9 protein-coding genes and 2 pseudogenes are annotated in these 11,918 nt (G+C 52.2%); 6 read left to right on the forward strand and 5 right to left on the reverse strand.

Going from position 1 to position 11,918, the window contains the following annotated elements; translation table 11 throughout:
• Window positions 1-16: 16 nt before the first annotated feature.
• From IAE27_RS10240 to IAE27_RS10260, 5 genes and pseudogenes are all read right to left on the reverse strand, one after another.
• The gene (locus tag IAE27_RS10240) at window positions 17-535 is read right to left on the reverse strand and encodes a fimbrial protein (protein ID WP_227685258.1); all 519 of its coding nucleotides are present in this window, start codon (window positions 533-535) and stop codon (window positions 17-19) included.
• Window positions 536-548: 13 nt separating this feature from the next.
• Window positions 549-1,526 (reverse strand): fimbrial protein, encoded by a 978-nt coding sequence (locus IAE27_RS10245; RefSeq protein ID WP_154022131.1) that lies wholly within the window; start codon window positions 1,524-1,526, stop codon window positions 549-551.
• A 20-nt stretch (window positions 1,527-1,546) separates the two neighbouring features.
• Window positions 1,547-4,099, reverse strand: a pseudogene (locus IAE27_RS10250) (fimbria/pilus outer membrane usher protein).
• A gap of 34 nt (window positions 4,100-4,133) precedes the next feature.
• Window positions 4,134-4,806, reverse strand: a pseudogene (locus IAE27_RS10255) (molecular chaperone).
• A 75-nt stretch (window positions 4,807-4,881) separates the two neighbouring features.
• Window positions 4,882-5,424 carry a fimbrial protein gene (locus IAE27_RS10260; RefSeq protein ID WP_070557371.1) on the reverse strand — a complete coding sequence of 181 codons (543 nt, stop codon included), beginning with the start codon at window positions 5,422-5,424 and terminating at the stop codon, window positions 4,882-4,884.
• Between the two features lie 393 nt (window positions 5,425-5,817).
• On the opposite strand from IAE27_RS10260, the gene pabC reads away from it, so the two are divergent.
• The 6 genes from pabC to ptsG all read left to right on the forward strand — a co-directional run bounded on the left by pabC (window position 5,818) and on the right by ptsG (window position 11,820).
• The gene (gene pabC / locus IAE27_RS10265; protein ID WP_064345233.1) at window positions 5,818-6,627 is read left to right on the forward strand and encodes an aminodeoxychorismate lyase; all 810 of its coding nucleotides are present in this window, start codon (window positions 5,818-5,820) and stop codon (window positions 6,625-6,627) included.
• A 2-nt stretch (window positions 6,628-6,629) separates the two neighbouring features.
• On the forward strand, window positions 6,630-7,652 hold the full coding sequence (gene yceG, locus IAE27_RS10270; protein WP_023329502.1) for a cell division protein YceG: 1,023 nt from the start codon (window positions 6,630-6,632) through the stop codon (window positions 7,650-7,652).
• The gene (gene tmk / locus IAE27_RS10275; protein ID WP_004101099.1) at window positions 7,642-8,283 is read left to right on the forward strand and encodes a dTMP kinase; all 642 of its coding nucleotides are present in this window, start codon (window positions 7,642-7,644) and stop codon (window positions 8,281-8,283) included. The genes yceG and tmk overlap by 11 nt, the downstream gene beginning before the upstream one ends.
• Window positions 8,280-9,284 carry a DNA polymerase III subunit delta' gene (gene holB, locus IAE27_RS10280; protein WP_004112177.1) on the forward strand — a complete coding sequence of 335 codons (1,005 nt, stop codon included), beginning with the start codon at window positions 8,280-8,282 and terminating at the stop codon, window positions 9,282-9,284. Before tmk ends, holB begins: the two co-directional genes overlap by 4 nt.
• Window positions 9,285-9,294: 10 nt before the next feature.
• Window positions 9,295-10,089, forward strand: a complete 795-nt coding sequence (locus IAE27_RS10285; RefSeq protein WP_004112178.1) for a metal-dependent hydrolase — start codon at window positions 9,295-9,297, stop codon at window positions 10,087-10,089.
• A 297-nt stretch (window positions 10,090-10,386) separates the two neighbouring features.
• Window positions 10,387-11,820, forward strand: a complete 1,434-nt coding sequence (gene ptsG, locus IAE27_RS10290) for a PTS glucose transporter subunit IIBC (protein ID WP_004101102.1) — start codon at window positions 10,387-10,389, stop codon at window positions 11,818-11,820.
• The last annotated feature ends 98 nt before the right edge of the window (window positions 11,821-11,918 follow it).

Consider the following 11,918-nt stretch of genomic DNA (forward strand, 5'->3'; position numbering starts at 1 on the left):
CTTTATATCCGGTCTCTTACGTTATTCTACGGATAGGTAATGGTAGCCTGTACCTGCGCTGAAATGGTGCCCGGCATGGGATTCCATTTAGAAACCGCACGGGCGCGCATGGTGAGAATATAGCCTCCCTGTACTTTGAGATTTTCCAGAGTCGTCCCGTTTTGAAGGCTGTTTCTGACTTAGTATCGGTTAATTCAACCATGACGCGTTGAGCGGTACCGGTATTCTTGTAGTAAGCCGGCTCGTCATCATCGCTAATGCCCGTAAATGTCACATTAAAAAGTCTGGCCGAAGGCGGACAAATCAGCACAAGTTCAGCCTGTTTCCATTCACTGCCACTGCCAGGCTCAAAGATATCGCCGGCCCGAATAGAATCACCCAGATCAATAGAAAGGGAGTCATTACCGCCATTGACCTCGCAAGGAGAGGCGATAACTTTTCCCGTGATATCGATATTGACCGCGAGGCTTAAAGGCGTGAAGAATCCGCAGCTGGCGGTAACCAAAGCTGCCAGAACTCCTTGTTTAATTTTCATTTTCTTTCCTTGTTTAGTTATAGGTTAATTTGAGTTCGATAGCTGACTTCACTTCTCCAGCCGTCACGCTTGCAGTATTCTCAATATAATAAGCAACTTTAAATTCAGGGATTTCATATTCACCTGAACCTGTGTAATCACTGAGTGCTATTAAGCTATTAACCATATGGGGCGTTCCGTCGGCATTCTGGACCTGAATGTAAACGTTTTGCGCGTAGCCATCGCCATTAACGGCGTTGAGTATTCCATTTGAGGCATCGCGCGCGCCGTAAACGGCACTAAAGTTATAAGAAATACCATCAATAGCGCCGGGACAGTTGATTAATTTGATGGTCGGAGCTTCAGTAATAGTTTGCGCACCATTTTTCAGCTTATTACCGTAAAGCGCAGGAAGCTTTATCTCCGTCGGCGCGTCTACCGTGCAGGAAGTTGTTTTAGGTTGCGAGGCAATCGTTGAGCTATAAATACCGTGAGTGAATACAGCGGTACCCCTTCCATCTGGGTTGTAAAAAGTGGCAGTTACCTGCGGTGCGCTGGTAATTTTGCCGGCAGGGATCTTATTTGTCAGCCTGACAAGTCGGTATTTTACGTGGACGTAAGTGCTTATATCTGCAGCGACCTGCTGCCTTAAATTGAAGCGACTATTCAGAGTCGATTCTGTGCCTCCACCCGCGTCAGTCAGTGTATCAACGCTCGTTTTATATTGAATGCCAATACCCGGATTGCTGGTCGCGTAGATATTGTCACCAACCAGGGTTCCGTTAATTGAAAGGGCAATATAAGAGCCAGTTGTATCACTCCTGGATATCGTTGTCGGTAGCGATCCCGCTTCTTCCCAGTAGGTCGTTTCTCCAGGGTTAGCTGGCAGCGTGAAATCATCAAATTTATAGTTCATTACGCTTCCCCTGACCGCATCAAAATAGTCTGCATGCGCGGGGAAGAGGGCAAAGAAAGTGATTGCCGCGATGGGTAAATAGAGTTTTGCTTTCATCTCGTGGCGCCTTTTCCTTTCTATTGGCAGGAGGATGTTAGTTCAGCGACCCCGCTTGCGGGGTCGACGTCAGGTAGCTGCCAGAGAAACTCGCACTGTTCTGACGCTGTTTGCCCCCATTTTGCCGTGGCGGTACCGTTAGTCGGCATGCCGGTAAGATAAACTTGCCCGCCGTCGCCGACGATAGAACCGGACGGCTTGTCGACGCCGTTGATTGAGACCATTGCGCCAAAGGGGACGACGTCACCGCTGCGGCGAATGAGCGTCATTAACACTCGTTTGCCGACGTGAGCCGCAAAGTGGGTGCGGACGATGGCTCCGCGAGTGGGCGTAACGGTTTGTGAGGTCAGCTCTACGTCGGCATTATCCGGTAGCGTCGCCGTATCCAGGGAAATCACGCTTTCACGATAGGGGGAGACATACGGAACAATGGTATAGCCGCGATAATCGGTTTTTACCCCTGTTTGATTCATTACCGTCACGCCATCTGCACCGGGCGCTTCGACCAGGGCTGCAGTTTCGCCTAACTCCTGACTGAGCGTCAGGCCGTGAGCGTGGGCGACGATTCAGCCGTCGATACCATAGTTGACGCGGCGCTGATCGCGGTCATAGCTGTACGCCGAATTGACCCGGGCATAGGTGCCCTGATAGTCAAGACTGGCATAACCACCATTGCCTTCACCGTGATTTGTCTGGCTTTGCTGGATGTTCCAGTTCAGATTGTTGTCTGCCAGCGTAGAGCCATTCATCCCCAGATTATGGCTGGTGCTACCGTGCTTACTGGTGTTCAGACTGTAGGTAGCGTAGTTATTACCTGACCAGAGATCGAAAGGAACGTTGATGTTAAATGAGAAGATCTGATCTTTATCATAAACTTTTTTATTGTCGGTATCGGTGGTGTTTTCGTTATAGCTATAGTTGAGGTTGTAAGTTACTCCTGCCCAGTTGTTACTATATCCCACGCTGATGGAGCGCATTTTACGCTCGCTATTCCAGTAATCCTCACTCATCATGTTGAGGGTGAGCGAACCCAGGTTTTGGCTGATATTCTGGTTAAGCTGAAGCTCGGCGCGATTGCGGCGGCGATCGTTTTGACTTTTCCAGTCGTTATCGCGCCACGTGTCCAGTACCTCTGACAGGCTATAGTAGCCCGAGGTTGAGTATCGATAGCCCGCAATTGAGAAATTGGTTCCCGTTTCAATAATGTTCTTACTGTAGCGTATGCGCCATGATTGACCACTTTCTTTGCTTTCGTCCTGTTTTCTTGACCATGCCTGCGCGCTGTCTATCGATAGCGCTCCCAGCATTCCTAAATTTTTACCTGCACCCAGAAGGACGGACTGGTAATGTTGAGAGAACTGACCGCCGCTATAAACGGTAAAGCCTGCCGGTAGACCGTAAATGACGGTCCCTTGCGTAAACGTGTCTTTATTAATATCGCTGTCATAAGGGCGGTACTGGCCGCTGGTCAGACTATATTTCAACTGGCCTTCACGCTGCAGTACGGGAAGGGAGGCAAAGGCGATTTTCTGATGTTGTTCGCTGCCGTCAGCTTCTTTTATCGTGACGTCAAAATCGCCGCTGCTGCCGGTGGGGTACATGTCAGCGATCTCAAACGCTCCCGGAGAGACATAGCTCTGATAGATGGTATAGCCGTTCTGTTTAACGCTCACCTGAGCGTTAGTGCGTGCAATACCGCGAATTACTGGCGCATAGCCGCGGAGGCTATCGGGAAGCATATCGTCATCGGAGGCGAGCTGCGCACCGCGGAAGGGGACGCTGTCAAAGATGTCCGAAGGCGCGGTGCTGTCGCCAATTGTGAGCTGGCTTTTCAGGGCGATGATATTGCGCTGTGCATAGGTATAGAGTGAATCCCAGCTCTCCTGTGCTTGCCCACCGCTGCTGTTACGGTTCCAGGTCGTGTAGTTGCGGATTCGCCAGGGGCCGATATTAAAACCGGGTCTTAAGTTCAGATAATAGCTGTTCGAGTCTTCTGCGCCGCGTTGACGAGCTTCGGTATTGGCGCCGCTAAAGTTGTAGTTCAGCAGTAGCGCATTAATTCCTTCGTCTAGCCGCTCTGGAGCCACATAGCCGCGGGCATGGTTGTTTAATGCAGCTTGTGGGATAGAGAGGCGTAGCTGCTGGCGATCGAAGACAAATTCCGCATTGGCCTGTGGAATAACCTGTAAGTTGGCGCAATCTTTACCGTCAGCAAGCTGGGGAAATGACTGTGTACGGATACCAAATTTTTGTAATGCCTCAAGGCTAAGACAGGGCTGGAGCGTAGCGTTGCCCTGGCTATCTTTTTGCATTACAAAGTCAATATCATATAGACCGACTGATGTTTTATTGACGATAACGTCAACATGATAGTTTCCCGGTATCTGGCCGATGCCTTCTTCAAAAGCAGAGAGGTCGGTCAGATCCTTTCCCGGCCCATCGATCCCGAGAAAGGCCGGATTAAAATACTCGCGAGCTAATGCGGTATTATGAATAGATAAAGCACACTGCAAGGCAATAAAGCAGGCGATACGACTGAGCGTTATTTTCTTTTTGTAGGCGTCTACATTCATCCCGATATCCTTTCGGTGCTAACACTGGTTAGCGTTATAAACGTGCCCGATGCTCTTTTCCGACGGAGCCATAATCAGTAATCAGCGTCCATACCACATCGCCGCTCGCGCCGGCAGGAATGGCAAAGCTAACCGAGCTCTTCGGTGCAACCCAGGCGGCATTTTTTACCGAAGTATTGCCCATTTTGATGGTACTGAAGTTCATGTAGTACGCTGTAGGATTGCTAACGATCAGAGTATTACCGTTACGCTGCCAGGTTAATTTTTCGGCAATATCTTCCGGCATTTTGATAAGCGCCTGGGGCGATATATTAACTTGATGCGCGTTTTTATGGCTATTTGCAGGCTATTTACATTATCCTGCTTCTCCGTCGAAGGAATAGATTTAATATTCATCCAGTACAGAGACTCCCGGTCCTCAGGTAAGTTACCGCCGGTGCGAATTATTCTTAGCGTGTTCTCTTGTCCAGGCCCGAGACGAAAGAGCGGTGGAGTAACCATAAAGGGTGATTTATCGTTGTTTTTTTCTCCGCTATCGCTCCAGGATTGTATCAGGTATGATGATTTGTCAGGATTTTTTACGCTAATTGAAGTCTCTTTTTATCGCCGTTATAAATAACGCGCGTTCCACCGATAATAACTCCGGCTTGAGCTGATACTGTCATCATTAATAGCGTTGTGGCAATTAATATTAAGCTTTTTTTCATTGGCAATATTCCGAAAAATAAAGCCGGATTTCCGGCCTTATTTTTTGTGGTCGTGATAACTGAAGAAAGGAGCGATCAGTTGTAGGTCAGCGTGAAGTTTACGGTACCATTAGCATCACCGGCTTTCACTGTATCTGTGGTTGCGATATAGCGAGCGAAGAAGTTAAGAGTGGTTTCTTCAGCTGCATTGTTGCTAATAGTTACCGGCCTGGAAGACGTGCCCAGCGGCAGCGCCGAGGTGTCGTCATTGAGCAACTGAATCGCCACGCCTTCAGCAACATTTTCACTACCCGCACCGGTCAGCTGTAAATAATCGGTATTGATGCTATCCGGAGTACCATCATATTTAACGCTAATCGGCTTACCTAACAGGTCTTCCGGACATTCGGTTAATACCAGCGAAAAACGGGTGGTCGCAGCGGTGTCGCCAGCAGCCGGCAGTGCAGTTTTAGAGACCTCACCGAGTTTCACATCCTGCGCGCTGGTGACTCCGCCGTTAATTTTACAACCGGTTTCTGTTATTTTTCCGGTAAAATTAATCTGGCCATCCTGTGCGGTTGCAGAAGAGGCAATCCCCATGGCGGCAAAAAAAGCGATAGTAGCTAATTTTAATTTCATTGATAAGTCCTTGATAAAGATAAGTGACGATGATTTTTCCATTTCATTGATAGGGAAATAATAATCGTACAGAATTTAATATTAATTTCGGGCAATTTGATTATAGGTGTTCTTAGTGGTGTGGGTAGCTATGTTTTCTAAAACTGGATTGTGGTTTTTTTAAAAATCAATATTAGTTATGTGATTTTTTATGTGAATGATATTGCTTGATGTGTACTCTTATTATTGCAATGAATACTTTGATGGAAGGTTAAGTTACTTTTTGTGAGTTATGAATTCATTAATTAAGAGAACTAAATGGGCGCGTTCAGTATGGTTTATTGATTTGTACAGATGGTTGCATAATGTGTCCTCTGAAGGCACTCTTATCGTTATTAATAATGAGGGGGGTGAATGTATCTACTGAATGGCGCATGGGCGAATGTGTTACCGGTGAACGATCGCGGCGTGCAGTTTGGCGACGGCTGTTTTACCACCGCGCGAATTGTTGCGGGACAGGTTCAGTTCCTCAACGCTCACCTGACTCGGCTACAGACGACCTGCAAAAAGCTCTTTATCCCCTTCAACGACTGGGAATTGTTAGCCGGGGAGATGGCACGCCTTGCGCAGCCCCATTCTGATGGCGTGCTGAAAGCGATCATCACGCGCGGAGTGGGCGGTCGAGGCTATAGCGCCGCAGGCTGCGTAAATCCCAGCCGCATCCTCAGCGTATCGCCTTACCCGGCTCACTACCACCGCTGGCGTAAAGAAGGGATCTCCGTCTCGCTGAGCCCGGTTCAGCTGGGATGTAACCCTTTACTTGCCGGACTCAAACACCTTAATCGCCTTGAGCAGGTGCTGATTCGTTCTCATCTTGAGCAGACGGACGCCGATGAGGCGCTGGTCCTTGACAGCGAAGGGTGGCTTACGGAATGCTGTGCCGCGAACATATTCTGGCGTACAGGCTTTGACGTCTTTACCCCGCGCCTCGATCGGGCGGGAGTCAACGGCATTATGCGTCAGCACATTCTCGCTAAGCTGGCACCATCGCCGTTTCGCGTTGTCGAAGTCACCATGCGCCCCGATGCGTTGCGCGAAGCCGACGAGGTCATTGTCTGTAACGCATTGATGCCGCTGGTGCCGGTTCGCCGCTGGGACGATAAATGCTGGTCCGCGCGCGAGCTTTACCATTTTTTAGCCCCCTTGTGTGAGCTGTCTGATTAGTCATGAAGAAAATGTTACGTTTCATCCTGCTATTGGTGGTAGTGCTGGGCATCGCCGCCGGCGTCGGTATGTGGAAAGTTCGCCAGCTGGCGGACAGCAAATTACTGATTAAAGAAGAGACCATCTTTACGCTCGAGACCGGCACAGGTCGCCTGGCGCTTGGGCAGCAGCTCTACAGCGATAAAGTGATCAACCGACCTCGGGTATTTCAGTGGCTGCTGCGCATTGAGCCCGAGCTATCCCACTTTAAAGCCGGAACCTATCGCTTCACGCCTGAAATGACGGTACGTCAAATGCTGCAGCTGTTAGCCAGCGGCAAAGAGGCCCAGTTTCCGCTACGCTTCGTGGAAGGGATGCGGGTTAGCGACTACCTGCGCCAGCTGCGCGATGCGCCCTACGTAAAGCATACGCTGGCGGACGATCGCTATGAAACCGTCGCAAAGGCTCTCGATCTGGAGCATCCTGATTGGGTCGAAGGATGGTTCTGGCCGGATACCTGGATGTATACCGCCAACACCAGCGATGTGGCGATCCTTAAGCGCGCGCATCAGAAGATGGTTGCCGCGGTCGATAAAGCCTGGGAAGGGCGGATGGATAATCTGCCGTACAAAGATAAAAATCAGCTGCTGACCATGGCCTCGATCATTGAGAAAGAGACCGCAGTGGCCGAAGAGCGCGACCGCGTAGCCTCGGTGTTTATCAACCGCTTACGTATCGGCATGCGTCTGCAAACCGATCCGACCGTGATTTACGGCATGGGTGAGGGTTATAATGGTAAGTTGACGCGTAAAGACCTGGAAACCCCAACCGCTTACAACACCTATGTCATTAACGGCATGCCGCCCGGCCCGATAGCCGCGCCGGGGGAAGCCTCGCTCAACGCCGCCGCGCATCCGGCAAAAACGCCGTACCTCTATTTTGTCGCGGACGGGAAGGGCGGACATACGTTTAATACCAACCTGATCGGCCATAACCGCTCGGTTCAGGATTATCTGAAAGTACTTAAGGAAAAAAATGCGCAGTAACTATATCGTCATCGAGGGCCTGGAGGGCGCAGGGAAAACCACCGCACGTAATCTTGTGGTAGAGACGCTAAAACAGCTGGGCATTAGCGACATGGTGTTTACCCGCGAGCCGGGTGGCACTATCCTGGCCGAGAAGCTGCGCAGCCTGGTGCTGGATATACAGTCCACCGGCGATGAAGTTATCAATGATAAAGCCGAAGTACTGATGTTTTACGCGGCGCGCGTGCAGCTGGTTGAGACGGTGATTAAACCCGCGCTGGCCCGCGGCCAGTGGGTCATTGGCGATCGTCACGATCTCTCGACCCAGGCCTATCAGGGCGGCGGCCGCGGTATCGACCAAACGATGCTGGCAACCCTGCGCGATGCGGTACTGGGCGATTTTCGTCCCAATCTGACGCTCTACCTGGATGTGACTCCCGAGGTAGGGCTGAAGCGCGCCCGCGCTCGCGGCGAACTCGACCGTATCGAACAGGAGTCGCTCGATTTCTTTAACCGCACGCGCGCGCGCTACCTTGAGCTGGCGGCGCAGGACGACACCATACGCACCGTTGACGCCACCCAGCCGCTTGAGGCCGTTGAGCGCGATATCCGCGCGGTGGTGAATCAGTGGGTCGCGGAGCAGCGCGCATGAAATGGTATCCGTGGTTACGTCCGTCTTTTGAACAGCTCGTTTCCGGCTATCAGGCGGGACGGGGTCACCATGCGCTACTGGTTCAGGCGCTGCCGGGTATGGGAAGCGATGCGTTAATTTACGCGCTGTGTCGTTTTCTGATGTGCCGGCAGCCGGAGGGGCATAAAAGCTGCGGTCGATGCCATAGCTGTCAGCTGATGCAAGCCGGGACGCATCCGGATTATTATGCGTTGATCCCGGAAAAGGGGAAGAGCTCGCTCGGGATTGACGCCGTGCGTGAAGTGAGCGAAAAACTCTATGAACGAGCCCGTCTGGGCGGCGCGAAGGTCGTCTGGATAGACGATGCCGCTCTGCTGACCGACGCGGCGGCCAACGCCCTGCTGAAAACGCTGGAGGAGCCGCCGGAAAACACATGGTTCTTCCTTGCCTGTCAGGAGCCCGCACGCTTGCTGGCCACGTTGCGCAGCCGCTGCCGGTTACATCACCTTGCTCCGCCTTCTGAACAGTATGCGCTGGCGTGGTTAGAGCGAGAAGTGACAATGTCACAAGATGCATTGCTCGCGGCGCTGCGGCTTAGCGCCAATGCCCCGGCGGCGGCGCTGGATCTGCTGCAGGACGCTCACTGGAGCGTGCGGCTGCAGCTTTGCCAGACCCTGGGTGCTGTTTTAACCCACGGCGACTGGCTGTCTCTGCTGCCGGTATTGAATCATGAGCAGGCCGCGATTCGTCTGCATTGGCTGGCATCACTGCTGGTCGATGCACAAAAAAGGCAGCAGGGAATTACGCTTATCAGCAATCCCGATGCCTGGCCTCTGGTGAATCAACTGGCCGCTGCGCTGCCGGCCGCGCGTTTACAGGCGATCGCGCGCGACGTTAACGCCTGCCGCGAGCAGTTGCTGAGCGTTGTCGGTATCAATCGCGAACTGCTGCTTACCGAGCGCCTTCTGCGCTGGGAACATTACCTGCAACCTGGGGCGGTCCTTCCCGTATCCCACCTCTGAGAGAGACATTATGTTTTTAGTCGACTCCCATTGCCATCTCGATGGCCTGGATTATCAAACGCTGCATAAAAACGTGGACGATGTGCTGGCTAAAGCCGCCGCCCGCGATGTGAAATTTTGCCTGGCGGTGGCCACAACCCTGCCGGGATATCGCGGTATGCGCGAGCTGGTGGGCCAGCGTAACGACGTCGTTTTCTCCTGCGGCGTGCATCCGTTGAACCAGGATGAAGAGTACGACGTTGAGGCGCTGCGCCAGCTCGCCGCAGAGGATGGCGTGGTGGCGATGGGTGAAACCGGACTGGATTATTTCTACACGCCGGAAACCAAAGCGCGCCAGCAGACGTCGTTTCGCGACCATATCCGGATAGGCCGGGAGCTGAATAAGCCGGTTATCGTGCATACCCGAGATGCCCGCGCCGATACGCTGGAAATTTTACGCGAAGAAAAAGTGACGGATTGCGGTGGCGTACTACACTGTTTCACTGAGGATAGAGAGACAGCGGGTAAGCTGCTGGATATGGGGTTCTACATCTCGTTTTCCGGCATTGTGACGTTCCGTAATGCGGAGCAGCTTCGCGATGCAGCGCGCTATGTACCTCTCGATCGCCTGTTGGTAGAGACCGATTCGCCGTATCTGGCTCCGGTACCGCATCGTGGTAAAGAGAACCAACCGGCATTGGTCAGGGATGTCGCCGAGTATATGGCGGTTCTTAAAGGCGTATCGCTGGAGCAACTGGCACAACAGACCACGGAAAATTTCGCGACGCTTTTTCATATCGACCCCTCCCGGCTGCAACCTCTCTGATATTCCTTATTATTTTAAGGCTCGTAATTAATAGCTAAAGCGAGTAAAGTTCACCGCCACAAATGGGGCGGTGAAGGTTTTTTGGCAACATTCAGACACGAGTTATGTAAACCAGTGTAAGTTTTTGGCTCGTGTCTGATTGAAACGTGATAGCCGTCAAACAATCATCCCGGTATTTATTTTACTCTGTGTAATAAATAAAGGGCGCTTAGATGTCCTGTCCACGGCGCGGTTCTCCCCCCGGGCCAATGCGTGAAAGCGTAAAAAAGCACCAAATACTCAGGAGCACTCTCAATTATGTTTAAGAATGCATTTGCTAACCTGCAGAAGGTCGGTAAATCGCTGATGCTGCCGGTATCCGTACTGCCTATCGCAGGTATCCTGCTGGGCGTCGGTTCCGCAAACTTCAGCTGGCTGCCAGCCGTAGTTTCCCACGTCATGGCAGAAGCGGGCGGTTCAGTCTTCGCTAACATGCCGCTGATTTTTGCTATCGGTGTCGCACTTGGCTTCACCAATAACGACGGCGTATCCGCTCTGGCATCGGTCGTCGCTTACGGCATCATGGTGAAAACCATGTCCGTGGTTGCGCCTCTGGTTCTGCATTTACCTGCTGAAGAGATTGCGGCTAAACACCTTGCAGATACCGGCGTACTCGGGGGGATCATCTCGGGTGCCATCGCAGCGTACATGTTCAACCGCTTCTATCGCATCAAGCTGCCTGAATATCTGGGCTTCTTTGCGGGCAAGCGTTTTGTGCCAATTATCTCCGGTCTGGCAGCGATTTTCACGGGCGTGATCCTGTCCTTTATCTGGCCGCCGATCGGTACTGCCATCCAGACGTTCTCCCAGTGGGCTGCTTACCAGAACCCGGTTGTCGCGTTCGGTATCTACGGCTTCATTGAACGTTGCCTGGTGCCGTTTGGTCTGCACCATATCTGGAACGTACCTTTCCAGATGCAGATTGGCGAATACACCAACGCAGCAGGTCAGGTCTTCCACGGCGATATTCCGCGCTACATGGCAGGCGACCCAACGGCGGGCAAACTGTCCGGCGGCTTCCTGTTCAAAATGTACGGTCTGCCGGCTGCCGCTATCGCTATCTGGCACTCTGCTAAGCCAGAAAACCGCGCGAAAGTGGGCGGTATCATGATCTCCGCAGCGCTGACCTCGTTCCTGACCGGTATCACCGAGCCGATCGAGTTCTCTTTCATGTTCGTTGCGCCGATCCTGTACATTATCCACGCAATTCTGGCGGGCCTGGCCTTCCCGATCTGTATCCTGCTGGGTATGCGTGACGGGACGTCGTTCTCTCACGGCCTGATCGACTTTATCGTTCTCTCCGGCAACAGCAGCAAGCTGTGGCTGTTCCCGATCGTCGGTATCTGCTACGCGATCGTGTACTACGTGGTCTTCCGCGTGCTGATTAAAGCGTTGGATCTGAAAACCCCGGGTCGCGAAGATGCAACCGAAGACAGCAAAGCTGGCGCGACCAGCGAAATGGCTCCGGCACTGATCGCTGCTTTCGGCGGTAAAGAGAACATTACTAACCTTGACGCATGTATCACTCGTCTGCGCGTGAGCGTGGCGGATGTGGCGAAAGTTGATCAGGCTGGCCTGAAAAAACTGGGCGCCGCAGGCGTGGTTGTTGCAGGTTCGGGCGTTCAGGCTATTTTCGGTACTAAATCCGATAACCTGAAAACTGAAATGGATGAATACATCCGCAACAGCTAAGTTGTGATATGGGGAGACTAAGGCAGCCAACTGGCTGCCTTTTTTAATGGCCGCAGGCGTTAAAAGCGCGCCCGCGGATTTTGTCACGTTAACCAGAG

Origin of the sequence: Klebsiella sp. S69 (genome assembly GCF_016516145.1) — a bacterium.
GTDB lineage: Bacteria > Pseudomonadota > Gammaproteobacteria > Enterobacterales > Enterobacteriaceae > Klebsiella > Klebsiella oxytoca.